At 56.7% G+C, this 18,175-nt stretch carries 17 protein-coding genes and 3 tRNA genes; 2 read left to right on the plus strand and 18 right to left on the minus strand.

Features of this window, described 5'->3' with window-relative positions:
* Positions 1-28: 28 nt before the first annotated feature.
* From I6N98_RS10510 to uvrB, 12 genes are all read right to left on the minus strand, one after another.
* Entirely contained in the window at positions 29-1,219 is a 1,191-nt protein-coding gene (locus I6N98_RS10510; RefSeq protein ID WP_198568322.1) for a hypothetical protein, read from the minus strand.
* 532 nt (positions 1,220-1,751) lie between these two features.
* Positions 1,752-1,828, minus strand: a tRNA-Pro gene (locus I6N98_RS10515).
* Between the two features lie 43 nt (positions 1,829-1,871).
* Positions 1,872-2,228, minus strand: coding sequence for a MerR family transcriptional regulator (locus I6N98_RS10520; RefSeq protein WP_198568323.1), 357 nt, complete (start codon positions 2,226-2,228; stop codon positions 1,872-1,874).
* Positions 2,209-2,511 carry an integration host factor subunit alpha gene (gene ihfA / locus I6N98_RS10525; RefSeq protein WP_198568324.1) on the minus strand — a complete coding sequence of 101 codons (303 nt, stop codon included), beginning with the start codon at positions 2,509-2,511 and terminating at the stop codon, positions 2,209-2,211. The genes I6N98_RS10520 and ihfA overlap by 20 nt, the downstream gene beginning before the upstream one ends.
* Before the next feature lie 5 nt (positions 2,512-2,516).
* Complete coding sequence (pheT, locus tag I6N98_RS10530) at positions 2,517-4,880, minus strand: phenylalanine--tRNA ligase subunit beta (RefSeq protein WP_198568325.1); 2,364 nt, start codon at positions 4,878-4,880, stop codon at positions 2,517-2,519.
* A 46-nt stretch (positions 4,881-4,926) separates the two neighbouring features.
* A complete protein-coding gene (pheS, locus tag I6N98_RS10535) occupies positions 4,927-5,943 on the minus strand; it encodes a phenylalanine--tRNA ligase subunit alpha (RefSeq protein ID WP_198568326.1) in 1,017 nt (338 codons plus the stop codon).
* A 136-nt stretch (positions 5,944-6,079) separates the two neighbouring features.
* Positions 6,080-6,436 (minus strand): 50S ribosomal protein L20, encoded by a 357-nt coding sequence (rplT, locus tag I6N98_RS10540; protein WP_198568327.1) that lies wholly within the window; start codon positions 6,434-6,436, stop codon positions 6,080-6,082.
* Positions 6,437-6,467: 31 nt separating this feature from the next.
* Positions 6,468-6,662: a 50S ribosomal protein L35 gene (gene rpmI, locus I6N98_RS10545; RefSeq protein ID WP_198568328.1), complete on the minus strand. Its 195-nt coding sequence runs from the start codon at positions 6,660-6,662 to the stop codon at positions 6,468-6,470.
* Positions 6,663-6,711: 49 nt separating this feature from the next.
* Positions 6,712-7,251, minus strand: a complete 540-nt coding sequence (infC, locus tag I6N98_RS10550; RefSeq protein WP_198571622.1) for a translation initiation factor IF-3 — start codon at positions 7,249-7,251, stop codon at positions 6,712-6,714.
* Positions 7,252-7,253: 2 nt separating this feature from the next.
* Positions 7,254-9,182 carry a threonine--tRNA ligase gene (gene thrS, locus I6N98_RS10555; RefSeq protein WP_198568329.1) on the minus strand — a complete coding sequence of 643 codons (1,929 nt, stop codon included), beginning with the start codon at positions 9,180-9,182 and terminating at the stop codon, positions 7,254-7,256.
* A gap of 177 nt (positions 9,183-9,359) precedes the next feature.
* Positions 9,360-9,436, minus strand: a tRNA-Val gene (locus I6N98_RS10560).
* 82 nt (positions 9,437-9,518) lie between these two features.
* Positions 9,519-11,555: an excinuclease ABC subunit UvrB gene (uvrB, locus tag I6N98_RS10565; protein WP_198568330.1), complete on the minus strand. Its 2,037-nt coding sequence runs from the start codon at positions 11,553-11,555 to the stop codon at positions 9,519-9,521.
* 192 nt (positions 11,556-11,747) lie between these two features.
* Here uvrB and I6N98_RS10570 point away from each other — a divergent pair.
* Together I6N98_RS10570 and I6N98_RS10575 are read left to right on the plus strand one after the other, a co-directional pair.
* Positions 11,748-11,823 (plus strand) — tRNA-Asn (locus tag I6N98_RS10570).
* 211 nt (positions 11,824-12,034) lie between these two features.
* Positions 12,035-12,376: a hypothetical protein gene (locus I6N98_RS10575; protein WP_198568331.1), complete on the plus strand. Its 342-nt coding sequence runs from the start codon at positions 12,035-12,037 to the stop codon at positions 12,374-12,376.
* A 32-nt stretch (positions 12,377-12,408) separates the two neighbouring features.
* On the opposite strand, the gene I6N98_RS10580 is transcribed toward I6N98_RS10575, so the two are convergent.
* The 6 genes from I6N98_RS10580 to I6N98_RS10605 all read right to left on the minus strand — a co-directional run bounded on the left by I6N98_RS10580 (position 12,409) and on the right by I6N98_RS10605 (position 18,060).
* Positions 12,409-14,187 carry an SLC13 family permease gene (locus I6N98_RS10580; protein ID WP_198568332.1) on the minus strand — a complete coding sequence of 593 codons (1,779 nt, stop codon included), beginning with the start codon at positions 14,185-14,187 and terminating at the stop codon, positions 12,409-12,411.
* Positions 14,184-15,155 carry a DHH family phosphoesterase gene (locus I6N98_RS10585; RefSeq protein ID WP_198568333.1) on the minus strand — a complete coding sequence of 324 codons (972 nt, stop codon included), beginning with the start codon at positions 15,153-15,155 and terminating at the stop codon, positions 14,184-14,186. The genes I6N98_RS10580 and I6N98_RS10585 overlap by 4 nt, the downstream gene beginning before the upstream one ends.
* Positions 15,156-15,497: 342 nt before the next feature.
* Positions 15,498-16,196 carry an orotidine-5'-phosphate decarboxylase gene (gene pyrF, locus I6N98_RS10590; protein WP_198568334.1) on the minus strand — a complete coding sequence of 233 codons (699 nt, stop codon included), beginning with the start codon at positions 16,194-16,196 and terminating at the stop codon, positions 15,498-15,500.
* A 6-nt stretch (positions 16,197-16,202) separates the two neighbouring features.
* The gene (locus I6N98_RS10595) at positions 16,203-17,390 is read right to left on the minus strand and encodes a lipopolysaccharide assembly protein LapB (RefSeq protein WP_198568335.1); all 1,188 of its coding nucleotides are present in this window, start codon (positions 17,388-17,390) and stop codon (positions 16,203-16,205) included.
* 5 nt (positions 17,391-17,395) lie between these two features.
* Positions 17,396-17,689, minus strand: coding sequence for a lipopolysaccharide assembly protein LapA domain-containing protein (locus tag I6N98_RS10600; protein WP_198568336.1), 294 nt, complete (start codon positions 17,687-17,689; stop codon positions 17,396-17,398).
* Between the two features lie 77 nt (positions 17,690-17,766).
* Complete coding sequence (locus tag I6N98_RS10605) at positions 17,767-18,060, minus strand: integration host factor subunit beta (protein ID WP_198568337.1); 294 nt, start codon at positions 18,058-18,060, stop codon at positions 17,767-17,769.
* Positions 18,061-18,175 lie beyond the last annotated feature (115 nt).

Genomic DNA, 18,175 nt, shown 5'->3' on the forward strand with positions numbered 1-18,175 from the left:
CGGATAGCGCCGCCCGCTGCAAGGCCATTTAGACTGGCAGAGGTAGAGCATCCAAGCCGGGCAGACCTTCGGGTGGGAAGCCACCCTCGATGAAGCCAACCAGCAGCGCACCCAGGACAGGGATGCCTTCCAGAGCGTCTACACCAGGCATACCACCGGAACCGCCGTCCATGCCCGGCAACTCAGGTGGGAAACCACCGTCTACAAAACCCACCAGGATCGGACCCAATACGGGAATTGCTTCCAGGGCTGCTGCGGGGTTGTCACCACCGCCGCCACCGGGCAATTCAGGTGGGAAACCACCAGCCGCCGCATCGGCCAGAATGGGACCCAGGACGGGAATTGCTTCCAGGGCTGCTGCGGGGTTGTCACCGCCGCCACCGCCGGGCAATTCAGGTGGGAAACCACCAGCCGCCGCATCGGCCAAAATCGGGCCTAGAACAGGGATGGCTTCCAGAGCCGCAGCAGGGTTATCGCCGCCGGAACCTTCAGGGGCCAAGCCCATCAGGTTTTCTTGCAGGTGTTCAGCCAAAATCTGGATCGAATCAGCAACTTCCATCGCCTCGCCCTGAATCGTTTCAGGATCGGCACTGGGGAGCGCATCGATCACATCAGTCAGTGCATCAGTGACACTTTCACTGCCGCGAGGCGAACCGGCCAAATCGTCAGTCAATTGGTCTACGGTCGCAGTCAATGCGAACAGCGGCGCAGCCATGTCTTCAAAGCCACCGGCACCACCGCCGCCACCAGCCGCTGCGTCAGCCAGGATCGGACCCAGTACAGGAATCGCTTCCAAGGCTGCTGCGGGGTTATCACCACCGCCACCACCGGGCAGCTCAGGCGGGAAACCGCCGGCAGCCGCATCGGCGATAATTGGGCCGATAACAGGGATCACCGCCAGCGCTGCGGCGGGGTTGTCGCCACCGTCACCGCCGGGCATGGGGAGAGGCAGAGCATCCAGGCCAGGCAGACCGCCACCGTCGCCACCAGGCATGGGCAGAGGCAGAGCATCCAGACCGGGCAAACCGCCGCCGCCAGCGCCTGCCAGGGCGTCGTCGATCAACACCAGAGGAGCAATTAGTGCTTCCGCAGGGGTACCGGCAGTCGCGTCCTGAAGTGGCGCGATAATTACCGCCAACGGACCCGCCGCCATGCTGGCAGATGAGGCAGTTGCCACTGCACTAGCCAGAGCGAGATTTTTAAATGATTTAAACTTCACAGCATGTCCTCCAGACGTTTTCACGTGTTATTGCTTTTCAAACCGGGGCGTCTACGTCCCCGTGATCTATAGCGTCGAGAGGATGATACGCAAAACTACGTATTGATTATAGTGACAGGCGTCACATTTTGATGCAGCTCCTAACCTATCTCTTCTAGCCGCAGAGGTAGGTGAGCACAATCTTAGGGCGCACCTAGCACAGCAGGCATAAAGTAATACCCATAGATTGGACGGCCAACTTTACTTTTGCTGCGACGGTGTGGTTGAAAAAGTTAGATGAGTGTCGGCCCCTATTTATGGAGTAGAGCCCTGCAGAATATGGCTTGGGACGGCAGGATTGCATCGGAACAGGCTTGGGGCCTGTTCCGCCCCCTGCGGGGCTGCGCCGCTATCGCGGCTTGCGGCAAAAAGCTACCGCTTTTTGTGAACCTGGGTACGCTCGCGCCCAGCGCTCGCTAAAGAGCAAAACCAAACGGTTCCAGACGCACAAACAAAAAAGGCCACCCGAATTGGGTGGCCTTTTTTGTTTGTATGGTCGGGACGGCAGGATTTGAACCTACGACCACCACACCCCCAGTGTGGTGCGCTACCAGACTGCGCTACGCCCCGAAATGAGGGGCAGCATCATACCCCAAGAACATGACAGAGTGAACTACCTTTTTAGAACTTTTGCCAACTCTTCCAGTTCCGCCAACATTTGCTTAATTAACTGTTTGGATTGCATAGCGTCATCTTTGGCTGAGTCGCCGGAAAGCCGCTGCCGAGCCCCACCGATGGTATAGCCCTCTTCATAGAGTAAGCTGCGGATCTGGCGGATCATCAGCACGTCCTGGTGTTGGTAGTAGCGTCGATTACCCCGTCGCTTCACCGGCGCCAACTGGGGGAATTCCTGCTCCCAGTAGCGCAGCACGTGGGGTTTGACCAGGCACAAATCACTGACTTCACCAATAGTGAAGTAGCGCTTACCCGGGATCGGAGGTAACTCGTCGTTATGGCTTGGTTCCAGCATAGTCCTCTACCCGGGATTTCAGTTTTTGGCCGGGCCGAAAGGTCACAACCCTCCGCGCGGAGATGGGGATTTCCTCACCGGTCTTGGGGTTCCTGCCCGGACGCTGGCTTTTGTCCCGGAGATCGAAATTACCGAAGCCCGAGATCTTCACTTGCTCGTTATTTTCCAGACAGAGGCGAATCTGCTCAAAAAACAGCTCGACCAGTTCCTTCGCCTCACGCTTGTTCAGGCCCAGCTCCTCGTAGAGGCGCTCGGCCATCTCTGCCTTGGTGAGGGACGTCATGGATGTCAATTCCTTAAGTTTGCCCCGTAGCTGCTCTGCAGCGCTGCCACTACAGCATTCACGGCGCTATTAACCTCATCTTCGTTAAGAGTGCGCGATGAATGCCGGAAGGTCAAGCCTATGCCGACGCTTTTTCGTTCTGCATCAATACCTTTACCTTCATAAATATCAAAGAGCTTCAAGTTCACCAAGGCCTCCCCCGCTGCGGCTTCCACCGTATTGAGGAGGGCTTGGGCCTCGATATCCCGGCCTATCAGTATTGCCAGGTCGCGGCGCACTTCCGGGAATTTGGAGAGCGGCGTAAAGACAGGCACCTGCGCAGCGGCCAAGGCGTCCAGCTCTATCTCAAAATAGTAAAGCGCATGGGGCAAGTCCAGCGACTTTTGCAACTGAGGATGAACAGCACCAATCCGCCCGACTGAACGCCCGGCCACCACAATCTCGGCCGACTGGCCGGGATGCAGGGCGCGATACTGCTTGCGCGCAAAACTGACCTCCACGTTTGCCGCCAGCAGGGCTTCCAAGTCGCCTTTCAGATCAAAGTAATCCACCACCTCTGAGCTGGCTGTCCAGTTTTCCGGCTGGCGCCGCCCAGTGATCAGCGCGGCCAGGCAGGCAGTATGCACAATGGTGTCGCCATCAGCATTGAAACGCTGGCCAACTTCAAACAGGCGCAGCCGATCTTGCTGGCGCTTGCTGTTGTATTCTGCTGTTTTCAGTAAGCCAGCCAACAGTGACGTGCGCATGACAGACATATCGGCAGAAATCGGGTTAAGGAGATCGACCGCCTGCTCATCGTCGACCACCATTTGATGCAACTTGGGATCGATAAAGCTGTAACTGACCACCTCCTGGTAACCCCGAGACACCAATTGCTGACGCAGACCTGCCATGCTCCGGCGGGATTCAGGCCGAGGCTTAATATCCAGCGTTTCATGGACCGGGCTCACCGGCAGGCGGTTATAGCCGTATATGCGGGCCAGCTCCTCTAGCAAGTCCACTTCCAGGGCGATATCGAAGCGCCAGCTCGGCGGTGTAACTGACCAACCGCTGTCAGTCCGTTGGGCGTCCATCCCCAGACCCGTCAAAATAGCTTCAACATCGTGGGCCAGGATTTTGATTCCCAACAATTTTTCGATCCGCGATTCGCGTAATTCCACCGTCGGCCGGCTGGGTATATGGTCGCTGTCAACGGCGACCACCGGACCGGGCTGACCACCGCAAATGTCGACGATCAAGGCTGTAGCCCGCTCCATTGCCCTGCCCGCCAACTGGTAGTCCACGCCCCGCTCAAAGCGGTGCGACGAATCGGTGTGCAGGCCGTAAGAGCGCGCGCGACCGGCGATCAATTCCGGCGCGAAGAACGCCGCTTCTAGAAAGATGTCGACAGTGTCAGCCCCGACCGCACTGCCCTCACCCCCCATAATCCCTGCCATAGCCAGGGCTTTACTGCGATCCGCAATGACCAGGGTATCGTCGCGCAGTGCCACTAACTGGCCGTCTAGCAAGGTAAGCTCTTCGTCAGCACGGGCTTTACGCACCACTATGCCCCCGTCCAGCTTGGCCAGATCGAAAGCGTGCATCGGCTGCCCCAGCTCCAGCATCACCAGGTTAGTGACATCCACTACGGCATCGATACTGCGCAATCCGCAACGGCGAAGCTTTTCCTGCAGCCACAGGGGGCTCGGCACCGACACATCGATGCCTCGAACAACTCGACCGACGTAGCGCGGGCAGTCCTCTCCGGCTTCAATGTCGACGGGCAGCGTGTCGTCACAGGCCGGGGCAACACTATCGGTGACCGTTTCGGCAAAACTCATTTGGTTGAGCAGCGCCGCCTCTCGCGCTACGCCGTGGATACTCAAGCAGTCCGCGCGGTTTGGGGTCAAACCCAGCTCGACGACGTTGTCATTGAGATTCAGGTACTGGCGAAGATCACTACCCACGGGTGCATCCGCCGCCAGCTCCAGCAAGCCATCAGAGCTGTCTGACATCCCCAGCTCCTGTTCGGCGCAGAGCATGCCGAAGGACTCCACACCGCGAAGTTTGGCTTTTTTGATCTTTAGCCCGCCGGGCAGCACCGCCCCCACTTTGGCCAGCGCCACCTTGAGACCGGCGCGGGCATTGGGCGCGCCGCACACAATTTGCTGCTCGATTTGGCCATCGCTCACTCGGCAAACCTGTAACTTTTCGGCATCGGGGTGCCGCTCCGCAGACAGGATTTCCGCTACCACCACATCGCTAAATTCGCCGGCTACAGGCTCTACCGCATCCACTTCCAAACCGGCCATCGTCAACTGTTCGGCCAGATCGTCGATATCGACTGTCGGGTTCACCCACTCCCGCAACCACTGCTCGCTAAACTTCATAAATATTCCAGATTAAAGTTTTATCTATCTGTTTTATAACGATTTACTATCTAAACTGCGCCAGGAAATTGACGTCGTTTTCAAAGAACAAACGCAGATCATTAACCCCGTAGCGCAGCATGGCCAGGCGCTCGACACCCAGTCCAAAAGCAAAACCGGTATAGCGCTCGGCGTCGATGTTGGAGTATTCAAACACTTTGGGGTGGACCATCCCGCAGCCGAGAATTTCGATCCAGCCGGTATGACTGCAAACCCGGCAGCCGTCACCACCGCACATCACACATTGGATATCCACCTCAGCCGAGGGTTCGGTAAAGGGGAAATAAGACGGCCGAAAACGCACCGCCAAATCCTTTTCAAAAAAGGCCCGCAGGAAGGACTCCAGCATGCCTTTCAAATCGGCGAAACTGGCCTCCTCATTGACCAACAGGCCTTCGACCTGGTGGAACATCGGGGTATGGGTCAAATCGGAATCACAGCGGTAGACGCGACCTGGGCAAATCAACTTCAGCGGCGGCTCAGAGGTCTCCATCACCCTGACCTGTACCGGTGAGGTATGAGTTCGCAGCACGGTGCCCTCTTTGACATAAAAGGTGTCATGCATGGCGCGAGCCGGGTGGTGCTCGGGAATATTGAGGGCCTCAAAATTGTGATAGTCGTCCTCGATTTCCGGACCTTCGGCAACATCAAAACCAATGCCCTCAAAGAACGCCGTAATGCGCTCTATCGTCCGGGTCACCGGGTGCAGACCACCGGCCTGCTCACCCCGTCCGGGCAGTGTAACGTCGATGGTCTCTGCAGCCAGCTGGGCATCCAGGGCGGCCTTTTCCAGCTCTGCCTTGCGCAGGCCGATCTGTTCTGCCAAGTCTTGTTTGACCCGATTGATCTCAGCGCCGGCAGCAGGCCGCTCCTCGGCGGAGAGCGCCCCCAGGCCCTTAAGAAGCGCGGTGATATGGCCCTTTTTGCCCAAGTACTCGACGCGCACCTCATCCAGAGTTTTTACGTCCGTTGCCGCGCCAATTTTCTCAGCGGCTTCTGCCGCCAAGCCCTGCAAACTTTCCATCTTGCGCTCCCGATATTGCGCTGAGATTGAGCGGAGGCAATTTTCATCCTCCAGAAACAAAATAGGGAAAGAGCGGACGCCCTTTCCCTATCGATGCATCATACTGCGACCGCCAACAGCACGGCCTGGTGAAGCATTATGCCAAGGCGGCCTTCGCACGGTCGACGACCGCGGCAAACGCTGCTTTGTCATGCACAGCCAGATCGGCCAGGACGCGACGGTCCAGGGCGATATCAGCTTTCTTCAGACCGGCAATCAGGCGGCTGTAAGTCAGGCCGTTGGCACGAGACGCCGCGTTGATACGGGTAATCCACAGTGCGCGGAAGGTGCGCTTCTTAACCCGACGGTCGCGATAGGCGTACTGACCAGCTTTGATAACGGCTTGCTTGGCTACGCGGTATACCCGTGAACGAGCGCCGTAGTAACCTTTGGCCTGCTTGAGAATCTTCTTGTGACGACGGTGTGCAGTCACACCACGTTTTACGCGGGGCATAGTCTATTCCTCTTAACGTGTGATGACGGGATTAAATGGCGCGCAACATTCGATCGACCAGTACTTTGTCCGAAGGGTGGACTCCGCTGGTGCCGCGCAGCTGACGCTTCCGCTTGGTGGTCATCTTGGTCAAGATGTGGCTTTTGTAGGCGCTTTTACGCTTGTAACCGTTACCGGTCTTTTTGAAGCGTTTTGCCGCCCCGCTGTGTACTTTAACTTTTGGCATCGTTAGATACTCCGCATTTGTATCAATAATTCAAGCAGGCCCTATGAGCTCACTGCTTTTTCTTTTTGGGGGCGATCACCATGGTTAATTGACGGCCTTCCATTTTTGGAAACTGCTCTACAGCGCCGTATTCAGCGAGGTCTGCTTCCACTCGCTGCAACAACTGTAGACCCAGTTCCTGGTGGGCCATCTCTCGACCGCGGTAACGCAGGGTTACCTTGGCCTTGTCCCCGTGCTCAAGGAAACGTACCAGGTTGCGCAGTTTTACCTGATAATCCCCTTCATCCGTCCCGGGCCGGAATTTCATTTCCTTGACCTGGGTCCGAACCTGTTTTTTCTTAGCCGCAGCTTGCTGCTTTTTGGCCTCGAAAACATGTTTGCCGTAGTCCATGATTTTACAGACTATCGGGTCCGAGTCGGCGATCTGTACCAGATCGAGACTCGCTTCTTGCGCCGCACTCAGCGCCTCTTGCAGAGGCACGATGCCAACCTGTTCACCGTCGGCACCAATGAGCCGAACTTCGGCGGCTTCGATTTGATCGTTTGTTAGCGCTTTTTTGCTGCGCCCTTTTGACTTTTCTCGTTTAATTGCTAGCTCTCCAAAATTGCACGACTGCGCTGCGCCACACCACTGGCAAGGTGTTCTACCACGTCTTCTAGGGGAAGTGAGCCCAGGTCCTCACCACTTCGGGCGCGCACTGCGACAGTCTGGTTTTTCACTTCCTTATCACCAACGACAAGGACATAGGGAACCTTCTGAATAGTGTGCTCGCGGATTTTAAAGCCGATCTTCTCATTTCTCAAGTCCGATTCGACCCTAAACCCGTGTTTCGCCAAGGATTCTTGCACACTTTGCACATATTCGGCCTGAGCGTCGGTGATATTGCACACCACCGCCTGAACCGGCGCCAACCACAGCGGGAAGGCACCCTCGTAGTGTTCGATAAGAATACCGATAAAACGTTCAAAGGAACCCAAAATGGCCCGGTGCAGCATCACGGGTGTCTGGCGTTGCCCCCCCTCGTCCACATACTGGGCGCCCAGACGACCCGGCATGGAGAAATCCACCTGAATGGTGCCCAGCTGCCAAACCCGACCGATGCAGTCTTTCAGCGAAAATTCGATCTTGGGACCGTAGAAAGCGCCCTCACCCGGCAGCTCTTCCCAGGGCAGCGACTTGCTATCCAGCGCCAGGGCCAAAGCCTGCTCGGCGCGGTCCCAATCGGCATCACTACCCACCCGCTGCTCAGGGCGCGTGGAGAGACGGTAGATCACTTCGCCAAAGCCAAAGTCGGCGTAGACGTCGTGGAGGAAATCGATAAACAGCGCCACTTCTTCCTGGATCTGGGCGTCGGTACAGAAAATATGCGCATCGTCCTGGGTAAAGCCCCGCACCCGCATAATCCCGTGCAGCGAGCCCGAGGGCTCGTTGCGGTGGCAGGAACCAAACTCCGCCAGCCGCAGCGGCAAATCCCGGTAGCTGCGCAGGCCCTGATTAAAAACCTGAACGTGGCAGGGACAGTTCATCGGTTTAACGGCAAATTCCCGTTCGTCGGCACTGAGCCGGAACATGCCGTCGCTAAACTTATCCGCGTGGCCGGACTTTTCCCACAGTGAGATATCCACCACCTGAGGCGTTTTAATTTCCCGGTAGCCGTGCTCCCGCTGTTTGTTGCGCATGTATTGTTCAATGGCCTGATACAGCGACCAGCCTTTGGGGTGCCAAAATACCATGCCCGGGGCTTCTTCCTGCATGTGGAAGAGATCCAGCTTTTTGCCCACTTTGCGGTGGTCCCGCTTGGCGGCCTCTTCCATGACTCGCAGGTGGGCAGCGAGTTGTTTTTTGTCGGCAAAGGCGGTGCCGTAAATACGCTGCAACATTTTGTTGTCGGAATCGCCCCGCCAATAGGCGCCGCTCACCCGCAGCAATTTAAAGTGCTTGCAAAAGGTCATGTTGGGCACATGGGGCCCACGGCACATATCGATGTATTCTTCGTGGTGGTAGAGGCCGGGGCGGTCATCCCGAGCCACATCGCGGTCGAGAATCTCCATTTTGTAGGGCTCGCCCCGCTCTTCAAAGGTCGCCCGTGCCTCGTCCCAGCTGACCCGCTTTTTGATTACCTGGTAGCCGGTTTTTGCCAGCTCTTTCATGCGCTGCTCGAGCTTGTCCAGGTCTTCGTCGGTCAGGGTATGTTCGAGATCGATGTCGTAGTAAAAGCCGCTCTCGATAGTGGGGCCGATGGCCATCTTGGCATCGGGCCAAAGCTGCTTGAGGGCATGGCCCAACAGGTGGGCGCAGGAGTGGCGAATAATTTCCAGCCCGTCTTCGTCTTTGGCGGTAAACAGTGTCAGCTCGACGTCGCCGGTAATCAGCTCACAGGTATCCACCCGCTCACCGTTAATCCGACCGCCTACCGTGGCTTTGGCCAGGCCGGGGCCGATATCGGCGGCGACATCCGCAACAGTAATGGGCTTATCGTAATGACGTTGACTGGCGTCCGGTAAAGTAACGGTCGGCATTGCGCGCTCCTTTCAGTGGCGGCCCCTACCAAAGGCCGCGTGACCACATCTAGCGTTGGTAGAAAAATTTTGGGGTGGGGATTATCCCGGTTGCAGGGGACGGGGGCAAGAGGCAGGGCCGCAAGGTCTCGCCAAGCGGACACAAAAAAGCCCGCATAAAGCGGGCTTTTTTATATTTGGTAGGCACGATTGGATTCGAACCAACGACCCCCACCATGTCAAGGTGGTGCTCTAACCAACTGAGCTACGTGCCTGTAGAAAGGCGCGCATTATAGTCAGGTCTATTGCGCTTCGCAAGAGACTGTCAGCGTGAGATTTTTCCAGCTCTACGTCGGGCTAACTATCCGGCGACACAAAGGCATGCTGCTTGAGCTCTGCCAGTTTGTCCCGAACCTGCGCCGCGGCTTCAAACTCCAGGTTCTTGGCGTGCTCCTGCATCTCCTGCTCCAGTTTTTTCAGCAGCTTGGACAGCTCTGCCGGCGACATAGACTGGGCATCACTGAGATAGTCCTGGCTGGGCTCGGCCACCTTGCGGGAATCCCGCTTGCGCTTGGTGAGCTTGGCCCCCGGCACCGCACCGGCCTCCAGAATATCCTCCACCGATTTCTTCACCCCTTGAGGCGTAATACCGTGTTCTTCATTAAAGGCGATCTGCTTCTCCCGGCGCCGCTCGGTTTCATCCAACGCTCGCTGCATGGAGCCGGTGATTTTGTCTGCATAGAGAATGGCCTTGCCATTGAGGTTGCGAGCTGCGCGACCAATGGTCTGAATCAGCGAGCGGTCAGAGCGAAGGAAGCCCTCTTTGTCGGCATCCAGAATCGCCACCAGCGAGACTTCCGGCATATCCAAGCCCTCCCGCAGCAGGTTGATCCCCACCAGTACGTCGAATTTGCCCAGGCGCAGATCGCGGATAATCTCAACCCGTTCCACTGTATCGATATCTGAGTGCAGATAGCGCCCGCGAATACCGTGCTCGTCCAAATACTCGGATAAATCTTCTGCCATGCGCTTGGTCAGTGTGGTCACCAGCACCCGCTCCTCGGCCTCGACCCGCAGGCGGATTTCCGACAGCAAGTCGTCGACCTGCGTGGTCGCCGGGCGCACCTCCACCAGCGGGTCCACCAGCCCGGTGGGGCGCACCACCTGCTCGACGGTGCGGGCGGAGCGTTCCTGCTCATAGGGTCCCGGCGTGGCGGACACCATCACCAACTGGGGCACCAACCGTTCCCACTCCTCAAAGCGCATCGGCCGGTTGTCCAGTGCCGAGGGCAGACGAAAGCCGTACTGCACCAAGGTCTCCTTTCTGGAGCGGTCGCCCTTATACATGGCACCAATCTGGGGGATGGTCACATGGGATTCGTCAATCACCACCAGGGCATTTTCCGGCAGGTAGTCGAACAAGGTGGGCGGCGGCGCGCCAGGCTCCCGCCCAGACAGGTAGCGGGAGTAATTTTCAATGCCGTTGCAATAGCCCAGCTCGCGGATCATTTCCAGGTCGTAGCGGGTGCGCTGTTCCAATCGCTGAGCTTCCACTAGCAGGTTTTTCTCCCGCAAGTGCTCAAGCCGGTCCTTTAACTCTTCCTCTATTTGATCCACTGCCTTAAGCAACGTTTCCCTGGGGGTGACATAGTGGCTTTTGGGGTAAATAGTGATACGGGGGTACTGACCGTAGGATTCACCAGTGAGCGGATCAAAGCCGCTAATGGCCTCGATTTCGTCATCAAACAACTCCACCCGCACCGCATGCTTCTCGCTCTCGGCGGGAAAAATATCAATCACATCACCACGCACCCGATAGGTGCCCCGCTGGAATGCCACATCGTTGCGGGTGTACTGCAACTCTGCCAGCCGCCGAAGCAGGCTGCGCTGGTCGATGCGCTCGCCCCGCACCAGATGCAGCACCATCTTAAAATACAGCTCCGGGTCCCCCAAGCCGTAGATCGACGACACTGACGCCACAATAATGGCATCTTGCCTCTCCATCAGCGCCTTGGTAGCCGATAGCCGCATCTGCTCGATGTGGTCATTGATGGAGGCGTCTTTTTCAATAAAAGTATCGGAGGCCGGCACATAGGCCTCGGGTTGGTAGTAATCGTAGTAGGAGACAAAGTATTCCACCGCATTATTGGGGAAGAACTCCTTAAATTCCCCATACAGCTGAGCCGCCAGTGTTTTGTTGTGGGCCATCACAATGGTAGGGCGCTGCAGGGCTTCCACCACATTGGCAATGGTGAAGGTCTTTCCCGACCCCGTCACCCCCAGCAGCGTTTGCGCATGCAGCCCGGCATTCACCCCTTCCACCAGGGCGGCAATCGCCTCTGGCTGATCCCCCGCCGGTGCATACTTGGATACCACTTGAAACGCTTTACTCATGCTGGACTACCGCTCGCCACTGCTCGCAAAAGGACCCCCATTGTAACTGACCCCGCCACACCCTCAACGATTACAGTGACAACGCTAAGCAGCGGAAATTGCAGGAGAATTCAAGTTTAAAAAAACGGTAACCGGGGGTTGACGCCCCCCGGAAACGTCTTTAATATGCGCGACCTCAGCTGATGACGCTGTTCCGCCTTAGCTCAGTTGGTAGAGCAAATGACTGTTAATCATTGGGTCGCTGGTTCGAGCCCAGCAGGCGGAGCCATACAAGTGAAAGGGCTACATCGAAAGATGTAGCCCTTTTTTGTTACCTCTGTAATAAACAGTGGTGACTCATACCTTTACCGTCACGTAGTCTATCCCTTACAGATCTGACTCTGGGCCACTCCTCTATCCTGGATCTCACACCATTTTTCTGGGAGAAGCCAAGTGCCTGATGTAAACTGCCAATACAGCGTTTTCCCTAGGAATTAGCAATGCCGCGACTCAGCAACCTTGCCATCGCTGCCTTACTGCCGGCCGTGTTCTCGGCAACCCAAGCTGTGGCGGAGCCTGAGTTTTCCAGGGCCCACCAACAGCTCAAAACCTATTTCGAAGCTCGCCCCGTCGTCAGTAAGGCCATCTGGTCCAAGTACAATTACCTGGTACTGAGTACCACTGCCACAGGTGATGCCAAAGCATTGGCCAAAGCTGCGTGCCTGCACCTCAACGGCAACGGGTTTAAAACGCTGAACGCCGAAGTCTCGATTGTGGATCATCGACAACTCCGGCAGAACAATACCTGGAAAGAACTGGCGCACCGTCGCTGCGACTCCTGAGGCGCAGCGAAATGCCGCTTACAAGATGCCTGTCACAAGGGCCAGACCAGCGGCACCACAGCAATCGTGGTAAGGCCGACTAAAACTGTCAGCGGCAAGCCGATTTTGACAAAGTCCACAAAGCGGTAGTCCCCGGGGCCGTACACCATCAAGTTGGTCTGATAGCCAATCGGGGTCGCAAAACTGGCGGATGCCGCCATCATTACCGTTACAGCAAAAGGCAGCAGGCTGGCATCCAATTGTTGACTGGCCGCCAGCGCAATGGGGAAGACAATCACTGCCGCAGCGAGATTGGAAATCACTGCCGAAAAAACGGCCGTGACCACAAAGACCGCCGCCAAGGTTGCCAAGGCAGAACCCATTGAGGCACCAATAATCCCCTCGGCTATCACAGCGGCACCGCCGGTTTTTTCCAAAGCGCCGCCCAGGGCTATCGAAGCAGCAATCACCAGCAGCACCTGCCAGTCGACGCTGCGACGGGCGTTGGAAGCGCGAATGCAGCGAGTCAACACCATCAGTGCCGCCGCCGCAAAGGCGGCTTTCAACATAGACAGCCAACCCAGTGCCACCACGGCGACCATTGCCACCATGATCGCTGCCGCAATACCCCGGTGCTCATGCCGGACTGGACGGGAGTTTTCAATTTCGCTGACTAAGAGAAAGTCGCGGGAATAGCGCTGGGCGGCGACGAACTCATCGTGGGCTTCCAGCAATAGCGTATCCCCTGGCACCAACTCAATGTCGCCAATGCGGGATTTGATTTGTTCACCATTACGGGAAACGGCAATAACCGCTGCACCGTACTTGTTGCGAAAGCGCATTTCTTTAATAGAGCGCCCCAATTGGGGAAAGTTAGGCGCGATCACCACCTCCACCAAGCAGCGAGAGTGGTTGCCCTTGCCGATTTTAAAGGCCTGGTCTTCTGCTAATTTAAGTCCGTGAATGTTTTTCAGATCCACCACTGAACGAACGTCACCGGCAAAGACCAAGCGGTCATCGGCGCGCAGCACTTCCGACGGGGTTACCGCGGTCAGTATTTGTTCACCCCGGACAATTTCCACCAAAAACATCCCCGGCAATTGCCGCAAACCTGCGGATTCAATCGACTGTCCGACAACTGCTGTACCAGGCTCCACCAGCATCTCAACGATATACTGGCGGGTATCGCCAAAACGCTCGACGCTACCCTGATGGAAGGGCAATAACCATCGGCTGGTGAACAGGGTAAAGGCCATCACAATCGCGACACAGGGCAAGCCCACCCAGGCCAGATCGAACATACCCAGACTGCTATTCTCGTCGTAGCTCAGCAGCATGCCGTTGACCACCAGATTGGTGCTGGTACCGACCAGAGTGCAGGTACCGCCGATAATGGCCGCGTAACTCAAAGGTATCATCAGCTGCGAGGCCGGCAGACTGTTACGCTTGGCCCAATCCCGAACCGCGGGAACCATCATCGCCACAACCGGTGTGTTATTGAGAATACTGCTGAACGCCGCAACTGGCGCCATTAAGCGGAACTGAGCATTCACCACCGAATTGGGGCGGCCGAGGATATTCTGGGATATCCAGCTCACTACACCGGTCTCCGACAGCGCCTGGGCCACCACAAACAGCACACCCACAGTAATCATGCCCTCGTTGGACATGCCAACCAACGCTTCTTTGGGGGTGAGTACATCCAGCAGCAATAGGATAACTACCCCGCCACACAGCACCATATCCGCCGGCCGGCGGGTAAACATCAGCGCCCCTAAGCAGCCAGCGATGACGGCGAGGGTTATCCAGGCATCGAGAGTTAAGGCTGTCATTGAGACAGGTCGCGATAAAAAGCGCCAAAGTCGTCCACAAAGGTCGCCAGGTTTTCGCCGGGAAGATCATTAATACCGGCGGCTGCCGCACGACCGCCGCCAGTGGGAAAACGTCGGCAAAATTCGTCGGCGCCCTGCTTGTTATTTAAGGGCGCACGAATACTCACTAGATAGTTGCCGTTGTCTTTCTCGGTTAACACCGCATGAGCTCGATCGGGATGGGCGTTAGCCAAGTCGTTGCTGTAAACCCCGCTTACCCGACGCGCCCAGGCAGCATTGGGCAGCACAATAACCGCGGCGGTGGCATCGGCGTGGACGGGAGCGATGTCCGCTGCCGCCGCCATATCATTGTTGTAACCATCCTGCAGTTTAGAAAAGGTGGTGGCGCCGTCACTGATAAAGGCCTGGGGACGGGAAAAGGGTAACAATTCTGTAAATAGGGCCTCTGGATGGAAATGCAGATCTTCCACACTGGCACCATAACCGTTGTAGTTAAGATAAATGCCTAAATTCTCCAGTTGTTCTACGTCGCCCGCCGGCAGTTTGTGCTGCTGCGCCAAACTCAGAGCACTGTTGCGCAGGTTGTCGCCAAAGGCCCCCACTACCGCCCATTCGGCATAGGCGTTTTTAAGATAGCCGTTAATAAGGAGCGCGGTGCACACATCGGCGGCGGTATTGATATGGGCCTCCAAGGCGTGGTGTTGAGGAATGTCGCCGGCAAAGTGGTGATCCGCGTAAAACACCTTGGCACCATTGTCGAGTGCACGCTGAAGGCCATCGCGATTTTTATCCAGGGAAACATCCAGCACGGTCAGCTGATCACCTTCACCGGCCTCCACGCGATTGAGCAGAGCGATATCCCGCTTTACCCCACTGACCAGCTGACTGGCCACCGGGTTTGCCAACCGCAGTTGAAGAAGCGAACACAGCCCGTCCGCGTCACCATTAAAGACATCAATCTGACTCATAAACTTTTTCAGCCTTCCCGGTTGAAGATGGTCGCACCCAAGCCCTGAACACGACATAACACACTAAGTCTGTGATGCTAGAGGCTTAGTTTCAATAAGTAAAACGGGATATGAATATACTCAGTATCGGCATTTTCGATAGTAGAGGCTGCGCGAAGTGGCGATAGCCCTCAGGCCCAGCGCGCTCACCGTTGACCTGCGCGCCCACGGTTGAAAGGAAGGCTCCATCAATTTATGGGAAATTGAGACGTCAAACCTGACAATGCCTGCGCAAAAACAGGGTCACAAGCACGAGGGTTCAGGCTCACCGTTCGCCCTTATGGGGCGTACCGACTAGGCCGACTAGGACAGACTCTGGTTGATGGCTGCAAGCGCATCCATGGGCTTATCGCTGCGGGTAATCGGGCGGCCGACCACCAGATAGTGGCTGCCCATTTCAATGGCACGCGCCGGGGTAGCGATGCGCTTTTGATCCCCCGAGTCCGCTCCCTCGGGCCGGATACCCGGTGTCACCAGCACAAAATCCTCACCCCGCTGCAGTTTCAGCATCTCTACCTCCCAGGCTGAACAGACCACGCCATCAATGCCACTTTCTGCCGCCAATGCAGCTAGGCGCGAGACCTGCTCCTGGGCATCCGCCTGTACACCGATGTGCTTCAGCTCCTCTGAGCTCATTGAGGTCAGTACCGTGACCGCCGTGAGCAAAGGGGCGTCCTGCCCAAAAGGCAGTAGTGCTTTCCGAGCGGCAGCCATCATTTTAGCGCCACCACTGGCATGCACATTGACCATCCACACACCCAGATCGGCGGCGGCCGCGACAGCCGCTGCTACGGTATTAGGAATATCGTGGAATTTAAGATCCAAAAATATTTCGAAGCCCTGGCTCTGTAGACGACGGACAACATCAGGACCAAAGCGAGTAAACAGCTCCTTACCCACCTTGAGTCGACACTGGGCCGGATCAAGTTGCGCGACAAACTGCTCTACCGATGCGAGCTCGGGAAAATCCAACGCAATAATGACAGGAGAAGAAACGCTCATTGATGACTAATCGCCCAAGGTACCTCGAATAGGCGCAATGGTACCCCACTGCTCGCAGCTCGGACACAGCCAATGCAATTTACGTCCAGAAAAACCACAGTGCCGACAGCGGTATACCGGTCGCTCACGCTGGATATTTTCGATGGTGTTGGCCAGCACCGAAGGATTGCCCTGGGGTTGATAACGGGTCAGCCCGACCAGCAAGCCCAGCGTCGGTCGCGACTCACACTGGCGAGCGAGAAAGTCTGCGGCGGCTTGCCGGCCCTTCTCCTCTTCCAGTGCTCTGGCCACTTCCAGGATCAAGGCTGTGCTAGTGGATTGCTCCGCGATGGGTTGCAAGGCATTGATATAGGCGCGGCGATCCGCCACCTTGGCAAAGGCCTCCCGATACAATGGCAATATCTCGGCGGCATAGGGCCCCTGCTCCAAAGCGAGTTCGTGTAGCAAACGCAGCGCGTAATTGGGATCTCCCTGGGTCAAAGCAAGTTGGGCTGTAAGCAAGATTGCGCGGGGATTGTCAGAGCTATGACGTCGAGCCTTATGCAATATCCGTCTGGCTTCACGAAATTCAGCCTGGGCGATAGCGGCCTCCGCTTGCTCGCAGTAGTAGTGACTCAGGGAGCGCTCGATATTTTCCTCGCCGTTATTATTGCTGCTGCGCGCCTTGCGCAGCCAGCCTCTGCGGGGCAGACGTTGCAGCGCAACGGCCACGGCCCGGTCCCATTCCCGTTCCGACTGGTAAATATGCTGCAGCCGCTCCAGCGCCTCGAGTCGGTAACTGGCAGACTCGTCGGCCAGGTCCCGCAGCAGGCGTTCGGCGCGGTCCAATAGGCCCGCAGAGATATAGTCTTTGGCGAGTTCCAGGTGAACCTGGTGTAGTTTTTCCCGTGCCAAGGTAGGTCGGGACAACAAATTCTGGTGAATGCGAGTGGCCGATTCCAGCTCCCCCTTACTCCGCATCAAGTTGGCCAGCGCCAGATGGGTGGGAAGCGTCTCTTCATCGACCGGTAATTCTTCGATTACGGTATTAACCGCAGCACTGGGTTGCTCACTGAGTAAGAAGGCCAAACCCCGGTAGTAGTGGGCACTCTCCCGACGCGGGGCCGCTTTGACAGTTTTTTTCGACAAGCGCCCCAGCAGCCAGCCACATACAACAGCGGCCAGCAAAACAGAGAAATGCAGCGCCGTATCCATCGTGCCTAGTGAGAGCGAACTGATTTGCTGTCAGAGCGAGATTCCAGATTGCGCAGCCGACGTCGCAGCTGGATTTTACTGGCCTGAGCCCGCAACAGCGCTGCCGACGACGCCGCCACACCGGCCACACCACCGGCAAAAAAGGCGGCGATAATCCAGGTAGACAGGCGTTGGGGGGGCAATTCGGCAACCAGGATATTGAGTGAGATTACCGCGTCGTTTTCGACACTGAATAACAGACCCACAGCCAGCGCCAGTAGTACTGCAATAAGGATCAGTAAAGATTTCAACCAACGCATGGGCACGTTCCAGAGGGGCGATTTAGTGGCGCTAAGAGCTTGCTGCGCCATCGAACATATTTGCTGCTTATCTTATCTCAACTGTCTTTCAAGCTGTTATTCACGCGTTCGCGCAGTTCCTTACCCGGCTTGAAGTGAGGGACGTACTTACCCGGCAATTGGACAGTCTCACCGGTTTTGGGATTGCGGCCCATACGCGGTTCGCGGTAGTGAAGGGAAAAACTGCCAAACCCGCGAATTTCGATACGGTTGCCTGTCGCCAAGACCTGAGACATATGCTCAATCATCGTTTTAACAGAAAGCTCAATGTCCTTGTGGGACAGCTGCGGCTGACGTTCGGCGATTAGCTCAATTAGTTCGGATTTGGTCATTATCTGTTCCCGTGGTTATCAGCACTTCGCGTACCGAGACAGAGAACAAAACTGAGAGGTGCTGGCTCTGGCTCGGTCGCAGCCTGCTAACGGCGACCTTGTATAGCCTAGCCTA

Origin of the sequence: Spongiibacter nanhainus (assembly GCF_016132545.1) — a bacterium.
In the GTDB taxonomy this organism is placed as follows: Bacteria; Pseudomonadota; Gammaproteobacteria; order Pseudomonadales; family Spongiibacteraceae; genus Spongiibacter; species Spongiibacter nanhainus.

Excerpts from the sequence above, each read along its gene's own strand:
- I6N98_RS10520 (WP_198568323.1), bottom strand. The coding sequence starts at position 2,228 with ATGCTGGAACCAAGCCATAACGACGAGTTACCTCCGATCCCGGGTAAG.
- ihfA (WP_198568324.1), bottom strand. The coding sequence starts at position 2,511 with ATGACGTCCCTCACCAAGGCAGAGATGGCCGAGCGCCTCTACGAGGAG.
- pheT (WP_198568325.1), bottom strand. The coding sequence starts at position 4,880 with ATGAAGTTTAGCGAGCAGTGGTTGCGGGAGTGGGTGAACCCGACAGTC.
- pheS (WP_198568326.1), bottom strand. The coding sequence starts at position 5,943 with ATGGAAAGTTTGCAGGGCTTGGCGGCAGAAGCCGCTGAGAAAATTGGC.
- rplT (WP_198568327.1), bottom strand. The coding sequence starts at position 6,436 with ATGCCCCGCGTAAAACGTGGTGTGACTGCACACCGTCGTCACAAGAAG.
- rpmI (WP_198568328.1), bottom strand. The coding sequence starts at position 6,662 with ATGCCAAAAGTTAAAGTACACAGCGGGGCGGCAAAACGCTTCAAAAAG.
- thrS (WP_198568329.1), bottom strand. The coding sequence starts at position 9,182 with ATGCCGACCGTTACTTTACCGGACGCCAGTCAACGTCATTACGATAAG.
- uvrB (WP_198568330.1), bottom strand. The coding sequence starts at position 11,555 with ATGAGTAAAGCGTTTCAAGTGGTATCCAAGTATGCACCGGCGGGGGAT.
- I6N98_RS10575 (WP_198568331.1), top strand. The coding sequence starts at position 12,035 with ATGCCGCGACTCAGCAACCTTGCCATCGCTGCCTTACTGCCGGCCGTG.
- I6N98_RS10580 (WP_198568332.1), bottom strand. The coding sequence starts at position 14,187 with ATGACAGCCTTAACTCTCGATGCCTGGATAACCCTCGCCGTCATCGCT.
- I6N98_RS10585 (WP_198568333.1), bottom strand. The coding sequence starts at position 15,155 with ATGAGTCAGATTGATGTCTTTAATGGTGACGCGGACGGGCTGTGTTCG.
- pyrF (WP_198568334.1), bottom strand. The coding sequence starts at position 16,196 with ATGAGCGTTTCTTCTCCTGTCATTATTGCGTTGGATTTTCCCGAGCTC.
- I6N98_RS10595 (WP_198568335.1), bottom strand. The coding sequence starts at position 17,390 with ATGGATACGGCGCTGCATTTCTCTGTTTTGCTGGCCGCTGTTGTATGT.
- I6N98_RS10600 (WP_198568336.1), bottom strand. The coding sequence starts at position 17,689 with ATGCGTTGGTTGAAATCTTTACTGATCCTTATTGCAGTACTACTGGCG.
- I6N98_RS10605 (WP_198568337.1), bottom strand. The coding sequence starts at position 18,060 with ATGACCAAATCCGAACTAATTGAGCTAATCGCCGAACGTCAGCCGCAG.